The organism is Chitinophaga japonensis, assembly GCF_007830125.1.
Lineage (GTDB): Bacteria > Bacteroidota > Bacteroidia > Chitinophagales > Chitinophagaceae > Chitinophaga > Chitinophaga japonensis.
This window is the reverse complement of sequence record NZ_VLLG01000008.1, coordinates 18462-42504: the sequence shown is the minus strand read 5'-3', so window position 1 is coordinate 42504 and position 24043 is coordinate 18462. Positions and strand designations below refer to the sequence as shown.

At 55.1% G+C, this 24043-nt stretch carries 16 protein-coding genes; 7 read left to right on the top strand and 9 right to left on the bottom strand.

The annotated features are described in order from the left end of the window. Nucleotides 1-17: 17 nt before the first annotated feature. The 4 genes from LX66_RS27180 to LX66_RS27165 all read right to left on the bottom strand — a co-directional run bounded on the left by LX66_RS27180 (nucleotide 18) and on the right by LX66_RS27165 (nucleotide 4701). Complete coding sequence (locus LX66_RS27180; RefSeq protein ID WP_145719423.1) at nucleotides 18-680, bottom strand: beta/alpha barrel domain-containing protein; 663 nt, start codon at nucleotides 678-680, stop codon at nucleotides 18-20. Between the two features lie 26 nt (nucleotides 681-706). Continuing rightward, the gene (locus tag LX66_RS27175; RefSeq protein ID WP_145719421.1) at nucleotides 707-1702 is read right to left on the bottom strand and encodes a sugar kinase; all 996 of its coding nucleotides are present in this window, start codon (nucleotides 1700-1702) and stop codon (nucleotides 707-709) included. Between the two features lie 86 nt (nucleotides 1703-1788). After that, a complete protein-coding gene (uxaC, locus tag LX66_RS27170; protein WP_145719419.1) occupies nucleotides 1789-3183 on the bottom strand; it encodes a glucuronate isomerase in 1395 nt (464 codons plus the stop codon). A gap of 6 nt (nucleotides 3184-3189) precedes the next feature. Next, entirely contained in the window at nucleotides 3190-4701 is a 1512-nt protein-coding gene (locus LX66_RS27165) for a tagaturonate reductase (protein ID WP_145719417.1), read from the bottom strand. Between the two features lie 149 nt (nucleotides 4702-4850). On the opposite strand from LX66_RS27165, the gene LX66_RS27160 reads away from it, so the two are divergent. The 4 genes from LX66_RS27160 to LX66_RS27145 all read left to right on the top strand — a co-directional run bounded on the left by LX66_RS27160 (nucleotide 4851) and on the right by LX66_RS27145 (nucleotide 12398). Continuing rightward, a complete protein-coding gene (locus LX66_RS27160; RefSeq protein ID WP_145719415.1) occupies nucleotides 4851-5999 on the top strand; it encodes a geranylgeranyl reductase family protein in 1149 nt (382 codons plus the stop codon). 48 nt (nucleotides 6000-6047) lie between these two features. Then, nucleotides 6048-7142, top strand: coding sequence for a tRNA 2-thiouridine(34) synthase MnmA (mnmA, locus tag LX66_RS27155; RefSeq protein ID WP_145719412.1), 1095 nt, complete (start codon nucleotides 6048-6050; stop codon nucleotides 7140-7142). 146 nt (nucleotides 7143-7288) lie between these two features. Continuing rightward, nucleotides 7289-10630: a glycosyl hydrolase family 18 protein gene (locus tag LX66_RS27150; RefSeq protein WP_145719411.1), complete on the top strand. Its 3342-nt coding sequence runs from the start codon at nucleotides 7289-7291 to the stop codon at nucleotides 10628-10630. An 85-nt stretch (nucleotides 10631-10715) separates the two neighbouring features. Further along, nucleotides 10716-12398 (top strand): S8 family serine peptidase, encoded by a 1683-nt coding sequence (locus LX66_RS27145; protein WP_145719409.1) that lies wholly within the window; start codon nucleotides 10716-10718, stop codon nucleotides 12396-12398. Here the strand turns inward: LX66_RS27145 and LX66_RS27140 are convergent. The 3 genes from LX66_RS27140 to LX66_RS27130 form a co-directional block, all read right to left on the bottom strand. Beyond that, a complete protein-coding gene (locus tag LX66_RS27140; protein ID WP_145719407.1) occupies nucleotides 12395-13567 on the bottom strand; it encodes an RsmB/NOP family class I SAM-dependent RNA methyltransferase in 1173 nt (390 codons plus the stop codon). The genes LX66_RS27145 and LX66_RS27140 overlap by 4 nt on opposite strands. A 114-nt stretch (nucleotides 13568-13681) precedes the next feature. Continuing rightward, the gene (odhB, locus tag LX66_RS27135) at nucleotides 13682-15244 is read right to left on the bottom strand and encodes a 2-oxoglutarate dehydrogenase complex dihydrolipoyllysine-residue succinyltransferase (RefSeq protein WP_145719404.1); all 1563 of its coding nucleotides are present in this window, start codon (nucleotides 15242-15244) and stop codon (nucleotides 13682-13684) included. A 34-nt stretch (nucleotides 15245-15278) separates the two neighbouring features. Continuing rightward, entirely contained in the window at nucleotides 15279-18032 is a 2754-nt protein-coding gene (locus tag LX66_RS27130) for a 2-oxoglutarate dehydrogenase E1 component (RefSeq protein ID WP_145719402.1), read from the bottom strand. Nucleotides 18033-18437: 405 nt separating this feature from the next. Between LX66_RS27130 and rpsT the strand changes: the two genes are divergently transcribed. The 3 genes from rpsT to LX66_RS27115 all read left to right on the top strand — a co-directional run bounded on the left by rpsT (nucleotide 18438) and on the right by LX66_RS27115 (nucleotide 21790). Continuing rightward, nucleotides 18438-18692 (top strand): 30S ribosomal protein S20, encoded by a 255-nt coding sequence (rpsT, locus tag LX66_RS27125; protein ID WP_145719401.1) that lies wholly within the window; start codon nucleotides 18438-18440, stop codon nucleotides 18690-18692. Between the two features lie 103 nt (nucleotides 18693-18795). Continuing rightward, on the top strand, nucleotides 18796-20523 hold the full coding sequence (locus LX66_RS27120) for a M14 family metallopeptidase (RefSeq protein WP_145719399.1): 1728 nt from the start codon (nucleotides 18796-18798) through the stop codon (nucleotides 20521-20523). A gap of 133 nt (nucleotides 20524-20656) precedes the next feature. After that, the gene (locus tag LX66_RS27115) at nucleotides 20657-21790 is read left to right on the top strand and encodes a PDDEXK nuclease domain-containing protein (protein WP_145719397.1); all 1134 of its coding nucleotides are present in this window, start codon (nucleotides 20657-20659) and stop codon (nucleotides 21788-21790) included. Here the strand turns inward: LX66_RS27115 and LX66_RS27110 are convergent. Beyond that, nucleotides 21753-22832 (bottom strand): beta-ketoacyl synthase chain length factor, encoded by a 1080-nt coding sequence (locus LX66_RS27110; protein WP_145719395.1) that lies wholly within the window; start codon nucleotides 22830-22832, stop codon nucleotides 21753-21755. The two genes, LX66_RS27115 and LX66_RS27110, sit on opposite strands and share 38 nt — an antisense overlap. Beyond that, nucleotides 22822-24036 carry a beta-ketoacyl-[acyl-carrier-protein] synthase family protein gene (locus LX66_RS27105; protein ID WP_145719393.1) on the bottom strand — a complete coding sequence of 405 codons (1215 nt, stop codon included), beginning with the start codon at nucleotides 24034-24036 and terminating at the stop codon, nucleotides 22822-22824. The genes LX66_RS27110 and LX66_RS27105 overlap by 11 nt, the downstream gene beginning before the upstream one ends. Between the last annotated feature and the right edge of the window lie 7 nt (nucleotides 24037-24043).

The following is a 24043-nucleotide window of genomic DNA, read 5'->3' as shown; positions in this document are numbered from 1 at the left end:
AAAGTATTTAGCTCAATTTACTTCACATTCGCCAGTAATGCAAACGTTTGCTTAATTTTTGTCTGCAGCGCCGCCCAATCCTGGCTTTCTATCAATTGTTTGGACAGCAAATTGGAGCCCATACCTACGCATACCACGCCGGCATCAAACCAGGACTGCATGCTTTCCTGCGTGGGCTCTACCCCGCCGGTGGGCATAAACCTGATCTGCGGGAACAGCGGCTTTACGGCCTTCACAAAACCGGGGCCCAGCACATTACCCGGGAACAGCTTTACCAGCGGGGCCTCCAGCTTTTCCGCCACGGCTATTTCCGAAGGCGACATGCAGCCGGGTATCCAGAGGATGTTGGCGGAACGGCAATACGCGGCGGTGCCTTCTTCCATGATGGGGCTTACAATAAAATCGGCGCCCATGCCGGTATATACTTCCGCATCTGCCGCATTCTTGATGGTGCCGATACCCAGGTACAGGTCCGGCATGTCCACCAGCTTTTTGTCGCGCATGGCGGCAAAATTGCGCCGCGCATGCTCTCCGCGGTTGGTAAACTCAAATACCCTTATACCGGCATCATAGCAGGTTTGCAGCACCTGCAGGCAGGTAGCCTCATCGTCATTGTAAAATACCGGTATCATGCGGCTGCGTTCAAAAGCAGCTATGATAGTTGCTGGTTGTGGCGTCATAGTTCTTTACGCTGGTTTACAAGCTGTTAAATGAGCTTTAAGATATCAGCTTTTGATGTTTTATTAAAATCTCCTTTTACAAACAGTTTGGAATAGGCGGCAGCGGCAGCGAAGGAGATCACCTGCTGCGCATCAAACCCTTCCAGCAGCCCGTGTACCAGGCCGGCCATGAAGCTGTCGCCACTGCCCACGCGGTCCACCACGGCATCCGTCTCATATTGCCGGGACACGGTTTGCCGGCCGTTATGGTAATAGGTGGCATAGTACAGGTTATGCGTGGGCGCGCCGGAAAAACGAAAGGTGAACGCCACGTGCTTACAGCGTGTATACTTTTCCGTTATTTCGCGGGCTACCTTTTCGGCCTGCTCCAGGTATACCTCTTTCTTATTCTGTTCCAATGCTACGGTGTCCAGGTTGGTATCCAGCATATCGTGCGCGGCCCAGATGTTGCCCATCACCACATCGCAGTAAGACACCAGCTCGGGCATAACGGCAAAAGGCTTGGCGTACTGCCAGAGCTTGCTGCGGTAATTCAGGTCCGTGGAAATGGTAAGCCCCTTGCGGGATGCGGCTTCCAGGGCCTCCTGGCATACCCTGGCCGCCTGCTCGCTCAATGCGGGCGTAATAGCGCTCCAGTGGAACCAGGTGGCGTTTTCCAGCAGCGCATCCCAGTCCGTAGCGCCTGGCTTCAGCTCGCAGAAAGCGGAATAGCTGCGGTCATACACCACTTCCGCATGCTTGAGGTCGCTGCCCTGCGCCAGGTAGTAGGTGCCAATGCGGTCGCCTCCCAACAGCATACGGTCCGTAACAATACCTGCCTTTTCCAGTTGCTGCAGGGCCTGCCTGGACAGCCCATTGTCCGGCACCCGGCTGATGTAAGCTACCGGCGTGCCCCAGCCTGCCAGCGAGGCTGCTACATTGGCCTCTGCGCCGCCTATGTACATGGCCGCCTGCTGCTGGTCCCATTCCGGTGAGAACCGGAACAATATTTCTCCGTACGATATAACTTTTACTGCCTTCATCCTAAAATATGCTTAACGCTGAATGCTTAATGCCAAACGCGTGCTGCTCTTATGTGTTGAACAGTTGGCGTTAAGCGTCCGGCTTTTTAAAACTTAAAATATGCCTTGGCATTATAGTAGCAAATATCCTGCACCATTTTACCCAGCCATTTAATATCAGCGGGTAATTCCCCGTTTTCCACATCATTACCGATCAGGTTACACAAAATACGACGGAAATATTCATGCCGGGAGTAGGAAAGAAAGCTCCTGGAATCCGTGAGCATGCCGACAAACCGGCTCAGCAGCCCCATATTGCTGAGTGCGTTCATCTGTTTTTCCATGCCATCCTTCTGATCCAGGAACCACCAGCCGGAGCCAAACTGCATTTTGCCGGGGATGCTGCCATCCTGGAAATTGCCCACCATGGTGGCAAATACTTCGTTATAAGCCGGGTTCAGGTTATACACTATGGTCCTGGCCAGCTTATCCTGCTTGTCCAGCCCATCCAGGAAAGCAGACATGCCTTCCGCTACCTGCCAGTCGCCGATGGAATCCACGCCGGCATCTGCTCCCAGCAGCCCCACCAGGCGGCTGTTATTGTTACGGATAGCGCCCACGTGGAATTGCTGGGTCCAGCCTTTTTCATGGTTCCACTCGCAGATGGTATGCAGGGTGGCGGATCTGAACTGCTGCGCTTCCTCCGGGCTCACGTTCTTGCCTGCACGTAATTTGGCAAAAATATCGTCCAGCTTCCCCTGCTTAAAATTCACAGCATAGAAGGTGCTGATCCCGTGGTCAGACAGGCGCCCGCCTGCCGCATGAAAATAATCATGCCGGCTGCGCAGGGCGTCCAGCAGGGCCTGGTAACTGTAGATGTCTGCATTGGCAGCAGCGCCCAGCTTGTCCATATAGCTGTTAAAAGCGGCCGCATCTTCCACCGCCACGGACCTGTCGGGCCGGAACGTGGGCAGCACCTTGATGGGAAAATTTTGTTGCTGCAGCGCTTTATGATGCTCCAGGCTGTCGGCCGGGTCGTCCGTGGTGCAGAGCGCTTCCACTTTAAAATGCTCCAGCAAGGCTGGAGCGGTCCACTGCGGCAATTGAGCATTGCAATGCTCGTAGATGGCATCTGCCGTATCCGGGTTCAACTGCTGCTTTACGCCAAATGGGTTCAGCAGCTCCATATGCGTCCAGTGATACAACGGGTTGCGCATGGTATAAGGTACGGTGGCCGCCCAATGCCTGAACCTGGTCACATGATCTGCGTTGCCGGTAATATATTCCTCCGCCACGCCATTGGCCCGCATGGCGCGCCACTTGTAATGGTCGCCCTGCAGCCACATGGCGCTCATGTGCTCAAACTGCCGGTTGCCCGCAATGTCTTCCGGCGGCAGGTGGTTATGATAATCGATGATGGGCATGCCGCTGGCATACTCATGATATAAGCGTTTAGCCGTTTCCGTTTGTAACAAAAAGTCGTCTGATAAGAATTGCTTCATAGTTGATCATATACGTGAAAAATGATGCCCTTCCGCATAAGCAATAGCGCCTTCCTGCAACATGCCCAGCAGGTGGCCGGTTAACAGCTCCGTAAAGCCGGGCAGCCGGGTAAGATCGCTTTCCCAGAGGCGGCTGTCCGCACATACCTGCTCTACAAAACGGGCTACAGTGGCGCTGCGGGAGGTATCCACCTCCTGCCAGTAACTGGCAAACAGGGCGGCGTTATCGTCTGTGATCAGGTATTGCTCTCCGCCGCGGGCGCCGTAATATTTGCCGTTCTCCTCCTTTACCGGGCGCAGGAACAGCAGCATGGCGGCAAAGCCCAGGCACATGGCCGGGGGCAGGGCCTGCTGCCGCTCGTAATAACGCAGCAGGGTGCGCACATTACGGGCGTTCATTTTGGAGCTTTCCTGGAAAGTGATGCTGATGAGCTTATGCGCAATATAAGGATTGGCGAAGCGATCCAGCACATCCTGTGCAAAAGTATTGGCCTGCGGGCAAATATCCGTTATGGTAGGTAATATTTCTTCCACGATCACGGTGCGGAAAAAGGAGCGCATATAAGCATGCTCCATGCATTCGTACACGGTATTGAGCCCGCCCAGGAAAGCCAGCGGTACGGATACGGTATGGCTGCCGTTCAGGATGCGTAGCTTCTGCTCCCGGTAGGGCGTGATGCTGGGCGCTATCAGCATGCGCGGATCGGCCTGCTGGAAAGACAGCACCTGTTGAATATTTTCCCCACCTTCTACGGCCCACAGCAGGAAAGGCTCTACATCTATCCACAGGTCGTCCGTATACCCGGCCTGCTGCTGCAGCTCCTCCAGGTTGCGGGGCTTACCCGGCACAATCCGGTCTACCAGCGAATTACAGAAATGATTGTCCGTTCGTATCCAGGTGATGAATTCCTCCGGCAACCGGTTAAACGCCGCTAACCGCAGCACTATTTCCTGCAGTTGCCGCCCGTTGTCCACCACCAGTTCCGTAGGCACGATCACAAAGCCGGTATGGGCGCTGCCTTTAAAATAACGGTACCTTTCCCACAGCACGGCCAGCAGCTTGCCGGGGAAAGAAGCCGGCACGCCGGTGCTGATATTTTCCTCCATATATTGTATCCCGACTTCCGTAGTGTTGGACACAATTACCTGCAGTTCAGGCTGATGCACGGCTTCCAACACCTTCCCCCAGTCTGCATTCGATTGCAAAACACGGCTAATAGAAGCGTTCACCAGCATTTGATTCACCAGCTCTCCCTGCGACACGCCTTTGATATGCGTGGTGTACAGGCCATCCTGTGCAGAAAATTCCGTTACGGGGCCGTCCGTGGACTTTACCACCACTACCCTGCCCCTGAATATCCCCTGCTTGTTGGCCTTGTCTACCAGGTAGTCCACCAGCCCCCTTAACAGCACGCCGGTGCCGAACTGCAGCACTTTCTCGGGAAAACTGAAATAATCTTTGCTAATTCCCAGCGCAGGATGCCGGGCTACGTAATCCTTGTTTAATGCAGATAACATGGAACTCATTTATAATATCTAAATTCTTTACCCAATAAATATAAGGTTACCTTTTAAGAATTTATAATAAAAATGGGAAAAAGGGAGCGGCTGAGAAATTATTTGCAGCAAAGGAGAAATTTGTATAAGTTGTAGCAATCACTTCGCGCATGGCCTTCCAGGACCATAACAATCACTACGATGTGCTTATCATTGGCGCCGGACCGGCCGGCTCTTCCTGCGCCCTGGCGCTTGGTCATGCCGGGCTGCGCGTAGCCCTTGCAGACAGGCACACCTTTCCCCGGGATAAAGTTTGCGGCGATGCCATACCCGGGCGCGCCATTAAATGCCTGCACGAGATGGACCCGCAGTTTGCCGCTGCGTTGGCCGCTTTCACGGAAAAACTGCCTACCCGGCAAACGGCCTGTTACTTCAACAATAAAAAGCTGGATTTTTCCTGGGCCCTGGAAGCCTATACCGCCACCCGCATGAGCTTTGACAATTTCCTGCTCTCCCTCGTGAAAGAACGCGGCGCCGTGGAGGTGCTGGAAGGCAGGGAGATCAGCGAGATCATGCACTCCGGGAGCGGTTTTACCGTTACCACCCGGAACGGGCAAGAGGCTTTCCATGCCACCCTGCTGGTAGGCGCGGACGGCACCAATGGGGTAACGGCCAAACAACTGACCTGGCAACAAATGGACCGGAGGCACCATGTAGCCGCTGTACGGCGCTACTACCGCCAGGTGGGCGGCATGGAGGATACCTGTACGGAAGTATATTTTGACCGGAAATACCTGCCGGGATATTTCTGGGTGTTCCCCATCCACGGCGGGCTGGTAAATGCCGGCATGGGCGTGCTGTCCGATGATGTGGTAAAAAAGCAGATCAACGTAAAGCAGGCTTTTTACGATTTTATTGAACGCTCCGCCATCCTGCGCAGCAAATTCCGGGATGCACAGCCGGCAGGGCCGCTGCAGGGCTGCGGCCTGCCCCTGGGCTCCAGGTGGGTGACCATGAGCGGCGACCATTTCCTGCTGGCCGGCGATGCAGCCTGCCTGATAGACCCGGTAAGCGGGGACGGTATCGGCAACGCGGTATTGAGCGGCAAACTGGCGGCGGAACAGGCGATCCGCTGCTTCGCAGCCGGCAATTTCAGCGCGGCATACCTGAAAACCTATGAGCAGGCCCTCTATAAAGCGGCGGGGGCAGACCTGCAGCGAAAAGCCCGGGTGCTGAAGACCCTGGCCCGGATGCCCTTCCTGTTTGACACTGTTTTTACCATCGGAAAACACAGGATCGTCAAAAATTTCCTGAAATAGACCCCTTTCTGCATTTTACCCTAACTTTGCAGCTTCAATGGTTAAGATATGAGCAGACATGGCAAAGTGCTGGTAGCAATGAGCGGCGGTATAGACAGTACTGTAACGGCGCTGATGCTGCATGAGCAAGGATATGAAGTGGTGGGCATCACCATGAAGACCTGGGATTACGCATCCGCCGGTTCCAGCAAAAAGGAAACGGGCTGCTGTAACCTGGACTCTTTCAACGATGCCCGGGCAGCCGCCGTGCAGCACGGGTTTCCGCATTTCGTACTGGACATCCGGGACGAATTCGGGGATTTTGTGATCAATAACTTTGTAGACGAATACCTGGCCGGCCGCACCCCCAACCCCTGCGTGCTGTGCAACACCCATATCAAATGGCGGGCGCTCCTCAAAAGGGCCGACGCCATGGACTGCGCTTTTATCGCCACCGGCCACTACGGGCAGATACGCGAGCTGAACGGCCGCTATGTGATCAGCAAAGGCGTGGACGAGCTGAAAGACCAGAGCTATGTGCTCTGGGGCCTGCAGCAGGACGTGCTGGCCCGTACCCTGCTGCCGCTGGGGCAGTACCGCAAGACCGAGATCCGGCAAATGGCCCACGACTTCGGCTATCCCGAACTGGCCAAAAAAGCGGAAAGCTACGAGATCTGCTTTGTGCCGGACAATGACTACCGCGGCTTCCTGAAGCGCCGGGTATCCGGCCTGGAGGAAAAGGTGAGCGGGGGCAATTTTGTGCTGAAGGACGGCACCATTGTAGGCCAGCACAAAGGCTACCCCTTCTATACCATCGGCCAGCGCAAGGGGCTGGACATTGCCCTGGGCAGGCCCGTGTACGTGACCAGCATTATCCCCGAAACCAATACCGTGGTGCTGGGCGAAGAAGACGACCTGCAGCGCAGCGAAATGCGGGTGGCCGGCATCAACCTGGTTAAATACGACCACATTCCCGAAGGGCTGGAAGTGGTTACCAAGATCCGCTACAAGGATAAAGGCGCGCTGAGCAACCTGTATCATGGCGATAACGGGCAGGTGCACGTGCGCTTCTACGAACAGGTAAAAGGCATTGCGCCCGGGCAGTCTGCCGTATTCTACGAAGGCGACGACGTGATAGGCGGCGGCATCATCCAGCGCCTGTAACATCATACATGGATATGATATTTGATGAATTTCCCCTGAACGGATAGTACTTCTCTTCATCTTGTGCGACCCCCTATGCCCGGCACTATGCGTGCCGGGTACGAAATAACCATTATTCAAATTTTAACTAAAACCAAGCACCCTCTATGAAAGACCGTTCTACTATCCGCTTTCGCGGGCGGCCACGCCACGCATGTTATCTATCCCCTTTTTACAGAATTTCCCTGCTGCTGCTGATGCTCTGCATGGGCCTCCTCCCTGCCCGGGCGCAACTGTCGCGGTTGCGGGCAGACGGCCAGCGCATTGTGAACGCCAGTAACCAGGAAGTGATCCTGAAGGCCGTAGGGCTGGGCGGCTGGCTGCTGCAGGAAGGCTACATGATTAAGCCCTCCTTTTCCGGCGGCGGCACCCAGTGGTCCATCAAAAAAAGATTGTACGACCAGGGACAGTCCGATGCCGCCGTAGAAGCGTTTTACCAAAGCTGGCGCGACAACTTCATTACCAAAGCGGACATTGACTACCTGGCTTCGCTGGGCTTCAACTGCATACGTTTGCCTATGCACTATGAGCTGTTCCTGACCAGCGCGCAAAGAGCCGTGCGCAACAGCGTGGCCCGCAACTCCGGGAATTACAATAACTATGTGAATTCCCTGACCAGTTGGTACAACAGCAACCAGTTGTTCAACGATGCCAACCTGGAAGGTTTCCGTACCATTGACAGCCTGCTGCGCTGGACAGGGGCCAACAACATGTACGTGGTGCTGGACCTGCACGCCGCACCGGGCGCACAGGGCACGGACGCCAACATTTCAGACGCCCTTGCAGGCAATGACCTCTGGAACAGGAGCATTTACCAGGACATAACCGTTCGCCTGTGGCAGCGCCTGGCCAGCCGGTATATGAACCATTCCGGCATTGCATTTTATGACCTGGTCAATGAGCCGAACAACGTACCGGACAACCGCTGGATACATGACCTGTACGAAAGGCTGATCAACACCATTCGCGGGCTGGGCGATACCCACCTGCTGATGATTGAAGGCAACGGCTGGGGTAACAATTACGACTATATGGAGCCGTTTACGTTCAGCAACCGTTCCAACCTGGTGTACAACGCACACCGCTACTGGATCACCAACTCCACCACGCAAACCGATCCCAATCCCAACCAGATCAACCTGATCGCCAACATGGTGAACTTCCGCAGCACACACAACGTGCCGGTATGGGTGGGAGAAACCGGCGAGAACAATAATGCCTGGCTGAGCGAGAACATTCAGGCGCTGAACTCCAAAGGCATCGGCTGGTGCCACTGGACCTACAAGCGTTTTGACAGCCAGGAGAACGCGGCGCTGATGCGCATTAACCCGCCCTACCTCATGGACGGCGCGGCGAATATGGCTGCGGTGCTGAACAACATCAGATTCGCCAACTGCGTGGCCAACAATGGCACTATTGCCGCAGTGGCGCCCGGTTCCACCCCTCCCCCGGCCAATGCGCCCATCGGTAAAACCATCTGGCTGCAGGGCTTTAACAACCAGTACGTAAGCTCCGAGAACGGCGAACAACCTATGAACTGCAACCGCGCCAGCGTACAGGGATGGGAACAGTTTGTAGTGGTGGATGCCGGCGGCGGCAAGATCGCACTGCGGGGCAACAACGGCTTGTATGTAAGCTCAGAGAACGGCGAACAGCCCATGAACTGCAACCGCCCGTCTATACAGGACTGGGAGAAATTTGACTGGATCGTAAATGCGGACGGCAAGATCTCCCTGAAAGGCAATAACGGCATGTACGTTTGCTCCGAGAACGGCGAACAGCCTATGAACTGCAACCGGCCCTCCATTTCCGGCTGGGAAGCATTTGCCTGGGGCGAAGTAAGCGCTGCTGCAACCAGCGAAGTGGCGCCTGCCATTGCTGCTGAAGACTTTAAAGTGATCGGCTACATGCCTTCCTGGTCCGGCAGTGTAAACGCCGTGCAATACAGCAAGCTCACGCACATTAACTACGCCTTCCTGCTGCCTACTGCTACCGGCGGACTGCAATCAATTGACAATCCATCCAAGCTGCAAAGCCTGGTGAGCACTGCCCATGCCAACGGCGTGAAGGTGCTGATCTCCGTGGGCGGCTGGAACGATGGCAACGACAGTGGCTTTGAAAGCCTGGCAGCCAACAGCACCTACCGCAACAACTTTGTGAACAACATGATCAATTTTGTGAACCAGTACGGGCTGGACGGTGTGGACATTGACTGGGAGTACCCGGATGCCGGGGCCTCCGCCAACAACTATGTGGCCCTGATGCGGCAGCTCTCCAGCGCCATGCACAGCCGTGGCAAGTTGCTCACCGCAGCCGTAATAGGCGCCAATGGCGGCAGCATATTAAGCAGCGTATTCCCGCTGGTGGATTACCTGATGCTGATGGCCTATGATCAGAACAATTTCCAGCATTCTACTTACAATTACGCCGTACAGTCGCTGAACTACTGGAGAGGCCGGGGCCTCCCCGCAGAGAAAGCCATACTGGGCGCGCCATTTTACGGAAGGCCTACCTGGGAATCCTACGCGCAACTGGTAAACAGGGGCGCCAATCCCTATGCCGACGTGTTTGACAACGTAGGCTACAACGGCATCACCACTATCAAGCGTAAAACCAACCTGGCCTTTGACCAGGGCGGCGGCATTATGATATGGGAGCTTTCCCAGGATGCCACCGGCGCCAATTCCCTGCTCTCCGCCATTCATGAAGTGGTGCTGGAACGGGGCGGCGGCAATCCTCCCCCGCCGGGCGATGCCCCTATCGGGCAAACCATCTGGCTGCAGGGCAACAATGGCCAGTATGTAAGCTCCAAGAACGGCGAAGGCCCCATGTGGTGCAATGCCACCCTGGTACAGGGATGGAACCAGTTCCTGGTAGTGGACGCGGGCAGCGGCAAAATAGCGCTGCGCAACCTGGATAAATACGTTTCGTCCGAGAACGGCGAACAGCCCATGAACTGCAACCGCCCGTCTATACAGGACTGGGAGAAATTTGACTGGATCGTGAATGCGGACGGGAGCATTTCCCTGCGGGGCAATAACGGCCTGTATGTTTCTTCCGAGAACGGGGCAGCCGCCATGACCTGCAACCGTACCGCCATACAGGGCTGGGAGCAGTTCAACTACGGCGTTGCGGGCGCGGCAGCGCGCACTACCCTGGCTGCAGCGGCTGTACCCGGGAAAAAAGCGGACTGCACGGCAAGCGGCAACATACTCGTATATCCCAATCCGTTAGTGCAGGGCGGCACCTTCACCCTGAGGCTGGATAAATACGACGCCAGCGCGCCGGTGCTGGTAGTGATCGTGGATATCAACAAAAGAGTGGTAGCCTGCCACAAGGCGAATGCCGGGGTGCTCACCATTCCCACGGGCAACATTGCCAGCGGGTTCTATATAGTGACCGTTACCAACGGCCGGCATACTTACACTAAAAAAATTGTGATCCAGTAATCATAACACCAAAAAAGCAAAGCAGGGCCGGATGATTTTATCCGGCCCTTTTCTTTATATTTAAATACAAAAGACAGCACGTAGTGTGAAAACAACTTTACTCCCGGCTTACCTTATTTTCTCCTTTTTATTACTGGTGGCTGGTTTACCTGCAAGGGCCCAGGCGCCCCGCTACGTGATCTCCTTTACCGGCAGGCAGGGAACCCCTTACCGGCTGGAGGAGCCGGCGGCTTACCTGTCGCCACGCGCCCTGCAGCGGCGGGACAGGCAAAACATTGCCATTGACAGTACAGACCTGCCGGTAAACCCGGCTTATATCGACAGCGTGCTGCAAACCGGCAGCGTACAACTACTATACGCCCTGCGCTGGCAGAACGGGGTCGTTATCCGAACCAGCGATACCGCAGCCCTGGGCAAAATACAAAGCCTGCCCTTTGTAAGATCGCTGGAGGCAAGCGCCCGGCGCGCAGCGCCGGCAGCAGGCGAACAGCCCTACATCATTACTACAAATGCCCGCATCAACGGAACCAGCGGTCTTGATTATGGCAACGCCTATACGCAGGTACACCTGCATGAAGGGGAATATCTGCATGACAGGCACCTGCGGGGCGAGGGTATGCTGATAGCCGTGCTGGATGCCGGTTTCCCATCCGTGGACTATAACCGGGCCTTTGCCTGGCTACGCGAACAGCAAAAGATCACGGCTACCCGCAACTTTACGGACAACAGCACCAACGTATACGGTTACGGCGAACATGGCACGCAGGTGCTGTCCATACTGGCTGCCAACCTGCCCGGCGAAATGACCGGCACTGCGCCGGAAGCCGCATATATACTGCTCCGTACCGAAGAAGCAGGCGCGGAACAGCCTGTAGAAGAAATGAACTGGGCCGCCGCAGCAGAACTGGCAGACAGCCTGGGCGTGGATGTGATCTCCTCTTCCGTGGGCTATAATACCTTCGACAACCCGGCCTTTGACCACACCTATGCCCAACTGGACGGGCGCAGCACCACCGCCGCCCGGGCCGCTGCCATGGCGGCGCGTAAGGGCATGATCGTGGTGAACTCCGCCGGCAATGAAGGCAACCTGGATTGGCGCTACCTGCTAACCCCGGCGGATGCGGACAGCGTGCTGGCCGTAGCCGCGGTGAACAGCCAGGGACAGGTGGCGGCCTTCAGCAGCTACGGGCCCGCTGCGGACGGGCGCATCAAGCCCGATGTGGCGGCCCTGGGCGTGGGTACTGCCTTTGTAAATGTAAACGGCGCCGTTAGCAGCGGCAATGGCACCTCCTATGCCTGCCCCGTGATAGCAGGGCTGGTAGCCTGCCTGTGGCAGGCTTTTCCCCGGCGTACCAATATGGAAATTCTGCAGGCCGTAAAGGCCTCCTCCAGCCAGCATGCTACACCGGACAACCGCATCGGGTACGGCATCCCCAATTTCCGCGCCGCCTACGACTCGCTCCTGAAAATGGACCTGCAGGACACGGCCTACATCCGCACACAGTTAAATAACCAGTCCATCAAAGTATTTCCCAACCCCTTCAGCAACCAGTTGCACATCTATTACCGGTCTGCCAGCCAGGCAATGGTACACTTCCAGCTTATAGACGCAAGCGGCCGGCTTACCCGCCATTGGCAGGCAACGCCCCAGGGCACTTACAGCTACATCACGCAGCAAACCGGGCTGGCGTCACTGCCCGCCGGGTTTTATTACCTGAGAATGGTGCAGGGGAAAGAACAGGAAGTGGTGAAGATGGTGAAGTACTAAGGTTTCACCAGCACATTGGCAAACATGGTATCTGCGCCATGCATATAGCCCGGTATTATGCCGCCTGCCTGCCGTTGCAAGCCGGTGGATTCACAAAGATGCTGCACCACAGCTTCATTCTCCTGCCGGAAAACCGAGCAGGTAATGTAGATCAGCGTGCCACCCGGCTTTAGCAGCGGTATCACGTTAGCGGCTATCCGCCTTTGCAATGCCTGGAACACGGCAATCTGCTCCTGCCTGAAAAAATACAGATTCTCCGGGGTGCGGCCCCAGGTACCGGAGCCGCTGCAGGGCGCATCCAGGATAATACCGTCAAACAACTGCCGGCCGAATATGGAAGGCGGCACCGGCTGCGCCAGGTCCAGCACCCTGCTTTCATAGCGATGTATGCCTGCGGCTGCAAAACGCTGCTGCAGGTTATGGAGGATAGAAGGGCGTATATCGCTTACCGTTAGCTGCACGCCAGGCTCCTGGTCCAGCAACAGCAGGGATTTACCACCGCTGGCCGCACAACAGTCCCACCAGCGCTGCCCCGGCCCGGGCTGAAACAACCGGCCGGTTTGCCGCGAAGAGGCGTCCTGCACTTCGTACCAATCCCGTTGGGGAATGATCGTTTCCGTTTTAGTGCCGTTGGGCAGGGACAGCACATCGGGCGCCTGCCACTCAAATGCTACGCCAGTCTGCTGCAAGAGGGCGGCTATGGCATCCTGCTTATTCTTCCGCACACGGATGAACAGGCGGGGTTGCGTAAAAAAAGATGGTACAAATTCCTGTGGGGCAATGCCTTCGGAGAGCTCGCTTACAAACGGGAAGATGCCTTCCATCGTGGGAGGCTGCCCGTTCCGGGAAACCAGGGCCAACTTTTCCGTTACAGGCAGGCCTGCTTTTTCATTCCACTCCGGCCGGAAAAAAGCCAGCAGCTCATCCTCCTGCGTGGCGCACAGGAACTGCCCCAGCAGTATTCTTTCCGGCACGGGCATTCCCGCTTTCCATAAATGCCCGAGACGGTAAAAAGCATATACCAGTTGCGACACCCAGCGTCGGTCGCGGCTGCCCATTTTGGGACGCTCCCTGAAGAATGTTTTCAGGAAATGGTGCAGGGGCAGGGCGCCGTCGTAGGCGTGCACTATATGTTCTGCAGACAACAGGTAATTTTCCCAGCGGGTCATGTTGCAAAGGAAAAAGTAAAAAAGTAAAAAGTAAAAATAAAATGACAACGAAAACAAAAAGGCAGCGCCTTCATAAAAAGCACTGCCTTAAGATTTTTATTTTTTCTTTTTTACTTATAATTTCAAAAGGGCCTTTACCGGGTCTTTGCCAAACAGCAGTTGCTCGGGATTTTCCAGCATTTCCTTCACCCTTACCAGGAAGCTTACGGATTCGCGGCCGTCAATGATACGGTGGTCGTAGCTGAGGGCTACGTACATCATGGGGCGTATCACGACCTGGCCGTTCACTGCCATGGGGCGCTCCTGTATCTTGTGCATGCCGAGGATAGCGGACTGCGGTATGTTAATGATGGGCGTGCTCATGAGGGAGCCGAATACGCCGCCATTGGTGATGGTAAAGGTACCGCCGGTCATTTCCTCCATGGTGAGCTTGTTGTCGCGGGCTTTGGTAGCCAGTTCCACCACTTTCTTCTCGATGTCTGCCATGCCCAGGCTCTCGGCGTTGCGGATCACCGGCACTACCAGGCCTTTGGGAGCAGACACCGCGATGGAAATATCGCAAAAGTCATGGAACACCAGCTCTTCCCCGTCAATATACGCGTTTACGGACGGGAACTCCTGCAGGGCAAAGCAGCAGGCTTTGGTAAAGAAGCTCATGAAGCCCAGGTTTACCTCGAACTGCTTTTTGAACACCTCTTTGTACTTGGCGCGTATCTCCATGATACGGGTCATATCCACTTCGTTGAAAGTGGTGAGCATGGCGGTGGTGTTCTTGGCTTCCACCAGGCGGCGGGACACCGTTTTGCGCAGGTTGCTCATTCTTTCCCGGCGCTCGTTGCGGGTAAACAGCTCCTGGCCGATGGCCACGCCCGGGTTCTGCAGGGCGGCCCATACATCGTCCTTTAATATTTTGCCATGTGCGCCGCTGCCTTTGATGGAGGCAGGGTCCACATGCTTGTCTGCTATTACGGCGGCGGCCACCGGGGTAGCCTTTATGTTGCCGGGGATGCTGGTTACCGGCGCCTGTTGCGGCTGCGGAGCGGCGGCGGCTTTGGCAGGCTGCGCAGGAGCAGCCGGCGCCTTACCGGCGGGGCGCGGCGCGTCGGTATCTATTTTGCAGGCAATATCGCCTATCTGCAGGGTGTCTCCTTCTTTGGCTACGATCTTCAGGATGCCGGCTTCTTCCGCGTTCAGCTCAAAGGTGGCTTTTTCGGATTCCATCTCGCACACCATTTCATCGCGCTCTACGTAGTCGCCGTCCTGTTTCAGCCATTTCACCAGGGTGACCTCGCTGATGGACTCCCCTACAGTGGGTACTTTCACATCAATAATTCCTTTACCGGCGGGAGGCGGGCCGGGCACAGCCGTTTCCGCTTTATCAGGCAGCGTTTCCGCGGCAGCCACTGTTTTGGCTTCAGGCGCCGCCTGTGCGGGCGCTGCCGCATCGGTATCAATTGAGCAGGCTACATCACCGATGTTTAACGTAGCGCCTTCAGGAGCGGCAATTTTCAATACCCCCGCTTTTTCTGCATTCAATTCAAAGGTGGCCTTCTCCGATTCCATTTCGCATAACACTTCATCCTGCTGCACATAGTCTCCGTCTTTTTTCAACCACTTCGCAATTGTTACCTCGCTTATAGATTCTCCTACCGTAGGAACTTTGATTTCGACAACCATTATTTCAGTTTTCTGTTTGCAATATTTTTTTCAACTATATGTTGAATGCTGTATCAATGATCTCCTGCTGCTCGCGGGTATGCACTTTGGCATAACCGGTGGCGGTGGCGGCGCTCGGGTTGCGGCTGATCACGCCGTAGTTCAACTGTTTCAGGTTCATTTGCAGGTAGGAAGCAGCGCCCATATTCAGCGGCTCTTCCTGTACCCAGAACCAGGTGGCTCCCTTGTAGCGCTGGGCAATGGCTTCCAACTGGGCTACCGGCAGCGGGTACAGTTGCTCCATCCTTACAATGGCTACATCCTTGCGGCCTTCCTTCATTTGCTTTTCGCTCAGGTCAAAGTAGATCTTGCCGGTGCAGAACAGTACTTTCTTCACCTGGGCCGGATCATCAATGAACGGATCGTCCAGCACTTCCTTAAATCCGCCATTGGTAAACTCCTCCATGCTGGAGTAAGAGCCCTGGTGGCGCAGGTTGGCCTTGGGCGAGAAGTTCACCAGCGGTTTACGGAACGGCCAGGTGAGCTGGCGGCGCAGCGCATGGAAGAAGTTAGCGGAAGTAGTGATGTTGGTCACTACGATATTGTATTCCGCACATGCCTGCAAAAAGCGTTCCGGCCGGGCGTTGGAGTGGTCCGGGCCGCCGCCTTCATACCCGTGCGGCAGCAGCAGCACCAGCCCGTTCTGGGTGGTCCACTTCTGCTCGGCGCTGGTCAGGTACTGGTCTATCACGGTCTGGGCGCCATTCACAAAGTCGCCGTACTGGGCTTCCCACAGTACCAGCGTATTGGGATTGGCCAGGGCATAACCATATTCAAAGCCCATTACAGCAAATTCGCTCAGCAGGGAGTTATAGATCCTGAACTTGCCCTGCTTATCCTGCAGGTGGGCCAGGCGGTTATAGGTAGCATTGGTGTTCTCGTCAAATAAAATGGCGTGCCGGTGGGAGAAGGTGCCGCGCTGTACGTCCTCGCCGCTCATACGCACGTCCTTGCCTTCTATCAGCAGGCTGGCGTAGGCCAGCAGCTCGCCGGTAGCCCAGTCTACCTTGCCTTCTTTTTCATACAGCTTCACTTTGTCCTTCAGCAGCTTATCCACCTTGCGCAGCGGCACAAAATTTTCCGGCCATTGCATCAGGTTGTTGAACAGGCGGGTAAAATCCTCCTGCCTGATGGCGGTTACCGGCGACTGCTCAAAGTCCTGCGGGGTGGATTTCCGCAGCTCCGCCCACCATTGCTCCGGTGTCTGGTAGCTGTAAGGCAGCGGGCGTTGTTTTACCTCATCCAGCCTTTCCTGCAGGTCGGCCCAGAAGCGCTGCTGCATGTCTTTGGCCAGCGTTTGCGCATCGGTTTCGCCGTTCTTCAGCAGGTACTGGGTGTATACTTCGCGCGGATCGGGGTGCTTGTCGATCAGGGCATACAGGCTGGGTTGTGTGAACTTGGGCTCATCGCCTTCGTTATGACCATGCCTGCGGTAGCAGAGCAGGTCAATAAAAATATCGGAATTGAATTCCTGGCGGTAGCGGGTGGCGATCTCGGCTACTTTTACCACGGCCTCGGCATCGTCGCCGTTTACATGGAACACCGGCGCCTGCACGATGGCCGCTACGCTGGTACAGTAATCGGAGGAACGGGCATCGTCAAAATCGGTGGTAAAGCCGATCTGGTTATTGATCACAAAGTGCATGGTGCCGCCGGTATAGTATCCTTTCAGGTTGCTCATCTGCACCAGCTCGTACACTACGCCCTGCCCGGCAATGGCGGCATCGCCATGTATCAGGATGGGCAGTATGCGGTCGTAATCGCTGTTGTAGATCACATCCGCCTTGCTGCGCGCAAAGCCGGTTACCAGCGGGTCTACCACTTCCAGGTGGGAAGGGTTGGGTATGAGCTGCAGGTTGATCTTTTTACCGGCAGGCGTATCTATCATGGCGCGGAAGCCGAGGTGGTATTTCACGTCCCCGCTGCCCATTGTAATATCGGGGGTAGCGATCCCTTCAAATTCCGTAAAGATCTGCTCGTAGGTTTTACCCAGGATATTGGCCAGTACGTTCAGGCGCCCGCGGTGGGCCATACCTATCACGGCCTCCTGCACGCCATGCTCGGATGCGGTATTGATCATGGCATCCAGGGCGGGGATGGTATTTTCGCCGCCTTCCAGGGAAAAGCGTTTTTGCCCGATATACTTGGTATGAAGGAATTTTTCGAAGATCACGCCCTGGTTGAGCTTTTGCAGGACGCGCTTTCTCTTTTCCAGGGGCATGGGCTGGTGCAGGGTGTTTTCCATTTCCCGCTGCAGCCATTCCACTTTTTTGGCATCGTTGATATAGGTGAATTCCAGTCCTACGGAGCCGGCATACACCTGTTTCAGCCGGTCAACGATCTTTTCCAGGGACGTTTTGCCCAGGCCGATCACCTGGCCGGCGTGAAATTCCGTCTTAAGGTCGGCTTCGCCCAGGCCAAAGAAGGAAATATCCAGGTTGGCCTGCCGGTCTTTTCTTTCCCGGATGGGGTTGGTTTTGGAGATCAGGTGCCCTTTTTTGCGGTATGCCTGGATGAGCTTATATACGCCCAGTTCCCTGGTGAGCTGGTCGCCGGTAACCGGTAAAGCGGTACTTCCCGCCACTGCTGCTCCTCCCGCCTTTCCATTCAGATTAGACACCGCAAAATCAAACCCCTCAAAAAATTTCGCCCAGTCAGGATCAACGGAATGCGGGTCTTTTCTGTAATCCTGGTATAAAGATTCAATGTAGGCCGGATGCGAGTTAGTGACAAAAGAGAAGTCCTTCATTTACAACGAGTTTTGCTTGGTCTTCGGTTCAAATTACATTCGGTAATACCTGTTTTTTTACTTTTTCAACAGCCTCATGGACCCTCGCATGCATGTGCCCATGCATAAGAAATATTCTTACACACGGATTCACCTGACCCAGCCACAGTGTGGACCTACATCCCCCCTCTGATACGCTAAACCCAGGCTCTTGCATGGTCGTTTCTGTTGAAATTTGATTTTCCGTAGTAATATTGGATTGCAAATATCGCTTGTTTTTTGTTAAAGCGGTAGTAAATTAATGAATAAAAATGTGCAAATATGTGGACGCGCATCTGCGCCTGTCCATCCATCCGCGCATTAATTTTGTTTTGTTTGTAAAAAACTTATCCGTACCTTTGCCCTCCTGAAACTGAAAATAGAAAAATGGCAAACCATAAAGCAACGAAAAAAGACGTACGTCAGAGCAGAAAGCGTAACGAGCGTAACCGTTACTACGGTAAAACCACCCGTAATGCCATCCGTGACCTGAAGGCGGTAACTGACAAGGCCGCTGCCCAGAAGGATCTTTCAGAAGTGATCGCTATGATCGACAAGCTGGCTAAACGTAACGTGATCCATAAGAACAAGGCTTCCAACCTGAAGAGCAAGCTGGCTAAGAAGGTGAATGCCCTGGCCTAGTACACGCCACCACTACATTATTAACATATACGGCTCTTCCTGTAATACGGGAAGGGCTTTTTGTTTTACCATACGCAACCAAAACTAAACCAACAAGGAACGGATGAAGCCATTACTGATCGCCGCCGCCTTACTGCTGCCGCTTTGGGCTGCTTCTCAGGACCTGCGCACCCGCTTTGAGCGCAGCCAGGGAAAGGAAACCGCCACTTACCAGGAATGCATTGCCTATTACCAACTGCTGGACCAGCGCTTTTCGCAGATCAAGCTGCTGGAAATGGGCCCTACCGACGCCGGCTTTCCCCTGCACCTGGCCATTTACTCCGCCCAGGGGGATTTTGACTTTAACAGCCTGAGAAAAAAGGACAAACGTATTATCCTGATCAACAATGGCATCCATCCCGGGGAGCCGGACGGCATTGACGCCAGCATGATGCTGCTGCGCAACCTGGCCCAGGGCAGGGAACAACTGCCGGAAAATATCGTGCTGGCCGTGATCCCCCTCTACAATATTGGCGGCGCCCTGAACCGTAGTCCCTACTACCGCGTGGACCAGAACGGCCCCGCCGCCTTCGGCTCCCGCGGCAATAGCCGCAACCTGGACCTGAACCGGGATTTCATCAAGGCCGACTCCCGGAACGCCCGCTCCTTCCAGCAGATCTTTCAACTGACCGACCCGGATGTGTTCATTGACAACCATGTGAGCAACGGCGCTGATTACCAGCACGTGATGACCCTGCTATCCACCCAGCACAACAAGCTGGGCGGCCCGATGGGCGAATACCTCAACAAAACATTTGAACCGGGCATTTACCGGCTGATGAAAACCCACGGCTTTGACCTGGTGCCCTACGTGAACCATTTTGGCGAGACACCGGACAGCGGCTGGGTGGAGTTTGCCGACGGTCCCCGCTACTCCAGCGGGTACGCCGCCCTGTTCCATACCTTTGGCTTTGTGCCGGAAACCCATATGCTGAAGCCATACCCCCAACGGGTGCAGGCCACTTACGCATTAATGCAGAGCTTTATCAGCTTTGTAAGCCAGCACAGCGAACAGATAAAAGCCCTGCGGGAACAAGCCAGGGCAGCCGTAAAAACACAGGCCGCCTTCCCCCTGGAATGGACGCCGGATATGCACCGCTACAGTAACATCACCTTTAAAGGATATGCGGCAGGGTACAAGCCCAGCGAAGTATCCGGCCTGCCCCGCCTGTATTACGACCGCAACCGGCCTTATGAGCGGCAGATACGCTTCTACAACCATGCGGAGCCGGGCAATTTTGTGCAGAAACCGGAGGCCTACATCATTCCACAGGGCTGGTGGCCCGTGCTGGACCTGCTGCAAAACAACAAAGTGATGATGCAACGCCTGCCCAAAGACACTACCCTGGTAGTAGAGGTATACCATATTGAAGACTACAAAACAGCCTCCCGGCCCTATGAAGGACACTACCTGCACAGCCAGGTAAAAGTAAGGGCCGGCAAAGATTCCATCACTTTCCGGAAAGGCGACTACTACATTCCCCTGAACCAGGTGGCCAACCGCTACCTGGTAGAGACCCTGGAGCCCACCGGCGGCGACTCCTTCTTTGCCTGGAACTTCTTTGACAGCATACTGGGACAGAAAGAAGGCTATTCCAGCTATGTGTTTGAGGACACGGCCGCGGAATACCTGCGCCGCCACCCGGTAATAAAAGCGGAGCTGGAAAAACGTAAGGCGGCGGACAGCGCTTTTGCCAATAGCGCTGCAGCGCAACTGCGGTTTGTGTACAGGCACTCGCCCTATGCGGAGCCGGGGTATTTGAGGTACCCGGTGTACAGGGTGGTGAGGTGAGCCTTTGTTTGTACCCCCAAAACCCCTTATATTTGAAACGATTACTAACGAACTGGTTTGTTACACCCATGTAATACGCCCTCCCCAAGGCTTTCCAAAACCATACGTATTCGTTGACGCCAAATCATATCTTATGAATTTTGACCTCTTATTGCACAGCATTGAGCACACGCACCAGCATTTACAGGAAACAGCCGCCAAGGCCGTGAACCGTCTATTGACAATCCGCAACTGGATGATCGGTTATTATATCGTAGAGTATGAACAAAAAGGAGAAGACAGGGCGAAGTATGGGGAGCGGCTGTTGGAAAAAATCGCCGGGCGATTGAATAAGTCCAGCTTTTCGCACCGCAACCTACACTTATATCGTCAGTTTTATCTTACTTATACTCACATCGGAGAGGTAATACAGCAATATATACCTACTCAGATTTGGCAATCATTGATTGCGAAATTGTCACTAACTGAAAATCAATTACTTGCAATTCGTCAGCCAGTGACTGATGAATTGGACTCCAACTATTTAGCAGTTCCGCCGGATAAGTTGGTATCCAAACTCTCCTTCACCCATATCGTGCAACTACTCACCATCCCGGACCCGCTCCAGCGTACCTTCTACGAACTGGAAACCATAAAATGCAACTGGACCGTGCGGGAGCTGAAGCGGCAGATCAACAGCCTTTACTTTGAGCGCATGGGGCTTTCAAAGGATAAAGAGAAACTGCAGCGCATGATCCGGGACATCACAGATAACCCTTTACAACCGGCCGACTTCATCAAGAACGTATACACATTTGAGTTCCTGGAATTACCACAGCAGGCGCTGGTTACTGAAACCAGCCTGGAGCTGGCGCTGTTAAACCACTTGCAGGACTTCCTGCTGGAAATGGGTCATGGATTCTGCCTGGAGGGAAGGCAAAAACGTATACTGATCGGGGACGAACATTTTTTCATTGACCTGGTGTTTTACCACCGTATTTTAAAATGCCATGTGCTGGTTGAATTAAAGGTGGACGCCTTCAATCATATCAATGCCGGGCAGTTGAATACTTATCTTAACTTTTATAAAGCGGAGATGATGCAACCCGATGATAATCCTCCCGTTGGTATCCTTATGGTCACCAATAAGAACGATGCGCTGGTGGAATATGCTACAGCGGGTATGGATCAGGCGGTGTTCGTATCCCGGTACGCTGTTAAGCTACCGTCCAAAGAAACGCTGGAGCGCTTCATCCGCCGTGAGCTCCGGCTCGCTCCAGCAACATAAGCACGTGCTGCTCTCCAAAAAAATGATTGTACAATAAAATGCGCTCCACGCGCTCCGGGAATGCGGGCACCATGGGGAACCATTGCCGCGGCGCCTGCTGCGCCTTTAAGATATGCGCGGCCAGCCAGGTGGCAAAAGCGCCGGCCGTTTCATACTCCCCGCAAAGGTGTTTGAAGGGTAGCTGGCAGGCGCCGGGAAGGGGGGCCTCCAGTTGCTGGTAAAAATGCGCGTAGTTGCTGTCTGCATTGCGCCCCGTCAGTACCAAGTCTATATCCCGGGGACTAAGGCCCTGCTGCTGTAAAAAGGCGGGGAGGGCGGCCGCCAGGAAACCCGGCTGCGGCTTGTAAAATAGCTGCAGCCCGGCAATGCGGGCATAGCTTTGCGCTGTAGCCCGGGCCGACAACGCGAAGAAAACTGCCCCCTCCCCTGCTATGGTGCCGGGGGACGGATGCTCGTAGAGCTGCGCGCTGTTCACCTTTTCCGTCTTCCACATACCGATGCGGGACTTGATGTAGCAATGCTCTTCCGTCATTTCATCAAAGGCGCCGGTAAGCGTATGAGGCGTACCTTCCTGCAGCAGCAGCATACTGTCCAGCAGGGCATGCTCAAAGGAAAAGCCCCGGTGCACAAAGGTGTTGTTATAGGTAGTGCATTGCTGTTGTACGGCTATCATGCCGTTCACGGCATTGTAGGTGGATTGTATGAAGGGCGTGGGATTGAGCGCCCGCTCGTTGTATTGGCGAATGTCTTTCAGGAAGCGCTCCGTATCCTGCAGGCTGCCTTTGCCCGTGCCGGTCACAATAGCGCCGGGCGCGCCCAAACCGCTGTCCTGCAGGCATTTGATGGCGGTGGTCAGCCCCATCTTCAGCATGCGGCTCATACGGCGCAGGCTGTTGGCCGGGATGTAAGCCTTGTAGTCCGGCTCCCGCACGCTGAGCAGATTGCTGCTGCAGCTTTCCAGCGGCTGCGCAAAAATGTCTCCCTCAAACGTATGCTGCGGAGTGATGGCTGCTATACCTTGTATGTAACACTTAACCTTCATATTTGCTGATCACCAGGGAGGCATTATTGCCGCCAAATCCGAAAGAGTTTGAAATAACAGTGCGTACAGGCTGTTGCTCCAGCAGCCGGGTCTCCGGCACAATCTGCAGCTCCTCCATCTGCTCCGAGAAATGAAGGTTGGGAAAGATGATCCCCTGCCGGATGGCCAGTACGGAATAAATCGCTTCAATAGCGCCGGCCGCCGCCAGCGCATGCCCGGTAAAGGGCTTGGTAGAGCTGAAAGGCGGCACTTCCCGGCCAAAGAGGCGCTGCAATGCCTTGCCTTCGGACACGTCGTTGTTCAGCGTGGCCGTGCCGTGCACATTCACATACTGCACATCTGCTATGCTGCGGCCGCTCATGGCCAGCGCCTGCTGCATGGCGGCAAAAGCGCCATCGCCCTCCGGCGAAGGGGCCGTAGGGTGAAAAGCCTCGTTGCTGTTGCAATACCCGCTTAGTTCCGCCAGTATGGTGCTGCCGTTTTCCCGGGCCAGGGTCTCGCTTTCCAGCACCAGGTAGGCGGCGCCTTCGCCCAGGTTCAGGCCGTTGCGCTGCTGGTCAAAGGGGCGGCAGGGTTGCTTGTCAATATTTTTAAGGGAGTTGAAACCATTGAGGGTAAAAGCCGTGAGCGCTTCCGTGCCCCCGCATACCACGCGTCGCTGCAGGCCCTGTTTGATCAGGCGGGCGCCGTACATAATGGCATTGGCGGAGGAGGAGCAAGCGGTGCTGATGGTGGTGATGTAGCCGGTAAAGCCCATCCGGTCGGCTATGCGCTGGGTGCTGTCCGCACAGTCCAGGGTATCGATGTATTGCAGGAAAGGCCCGTCTTTCGAGGGATCGATGAGGTCAAAATATACTCTTTCCGTATCGCACATGCCGCCCACGGTAGAGGCATTGATAAAGCCCGCAGGCTCCCGGAGCGGATCATTGATGCCCGCCTGTTGCCAGGCTTCCTGCATGGCGATCAGCCCCAGCAGGGTGGTACGGGTGTATTGCGGCTGCCCCGGCACGCCGGCCATTTCCCTGAGCGCTTCATCATCGTGCTTTACTTCCGCTACCGGCAGCACCTCCCTGTAAATGGTGTCCAGGTAGCGGGTATAGCCAAGGCCGCTTTGCTGCTGCCGGAGGCTGTGCAGGTTGGCTGCTACCGTATCACCAATGGCGGTGATCATTCCCATTCCTGTTATAAACACACGTTCCGCCATGCCGTAC

Excerpts from the sequence above, each read along its gene's own strand:
- LX66_RS27180 (WP_145719423.1), bottom strand. The coding sequence starts at position 680 with ATGACGCCACAACCAGCAACTATCATAGCTGCTTTTGAACGCAGCCGC.
- LX66_RS27175 (WP_145719421.1), bottom strand. The coding sequence starts at position 1,702 with ATGAAGGCAGTAAAAGTTATATCGTACGGAGAAATATTGTTCCGGTTC.
- uxaC (WP_145719419.1), bottom strand. The coding sequence starts at position 3,183 with ATGAAGCAATTCTTATCAGACGACTTTTTGTTACAAACGGAAACGGCT.
- LX66_RS27165 (WP_145719417.1), bottom strand. The coding sequence starts at position 4,701 with ATGTTATCTGCATTAAACAAGGATTACGTAGCCCGGCATCCTGCGCTG.
- LX66_RS27160 (WP_145719415.1), top strand. The coding sequence starts at position 4,851 with ATGGCCTTCCAGGACCATAACAATCACTACGATGTGCTTATCATTGGC.
- mnmA (WP_145719412.1), top strand. The coding sequence starts at position 6,048 with ATGAGCAGACATGGCAAAGTGCTGGTAGCAATGAGCGGCGGTATAGAC.
- LX66_RS27150 (WP_145719411.1), top strand. The coding sequence starts at position 7,289 with ATGAAAGACCGTTCTACTATCCGCTTTCGCGGGCGGCCACGCCACGCA.
- LX66_RS27140 (WP_145719407.1), bottom strand. The coding sequence starts at position 13,567 with ATGACCCGCTGGGAAAATTACCTGTTGTCTGCAGAACATATAGTGCAC.
- odhB (WP_145719404.1), bottom strand. The coding sequence starts at position 15,244 with ATGGTTGTCGAAATCAAAGTTCCTACGGTAGGAGAATCTATAAGCGAG.
- LX66_RS27130 (WP_145719402.1), bottom strand. The coding sequence starts at position 18,032 with ATGAAGGACTTCTCTTTTGTCACTAACTCGCATCCGGCCTACATTGAA.
- rpsT (WP_145719401.1), top strand. The coding sequence starts at position 18,438 with ATGGCAAACCATAAAGCAACGAAAAAAGACGTACGTCAGAGCAGAAAG.
- LX66_RS27120 (WP_145719399.1), top strand. The coding sequence starts at position 18,796 with ATGAAGCCATTACTGATCGCCGCCGCCTTACTGCTGCCGCTTTGGGCT.
- LX66_RS27115 (WP_145719397.1), top strand. The coding sequence starts at position 20,657 with ATGAATTTTGACCTCTTATTGCACAGCATTGAGCACACGCACCAGCAT.
- LX66_RS27110 (WP_145719395.1), bottom strand. The coding sequence starts at position 22,832 with ATGAAGGTTAAGTGTTACATACAAGGTATAGCAGCCATCACTCCGCAG.
- LX66_RS27105 (WP_145719393.1), bottom strand. The coding sequence starts at position 24,036 with ATGGCGGAACGTGTGTTTATAACAGGAATGGGAATGATCACCGCCATT.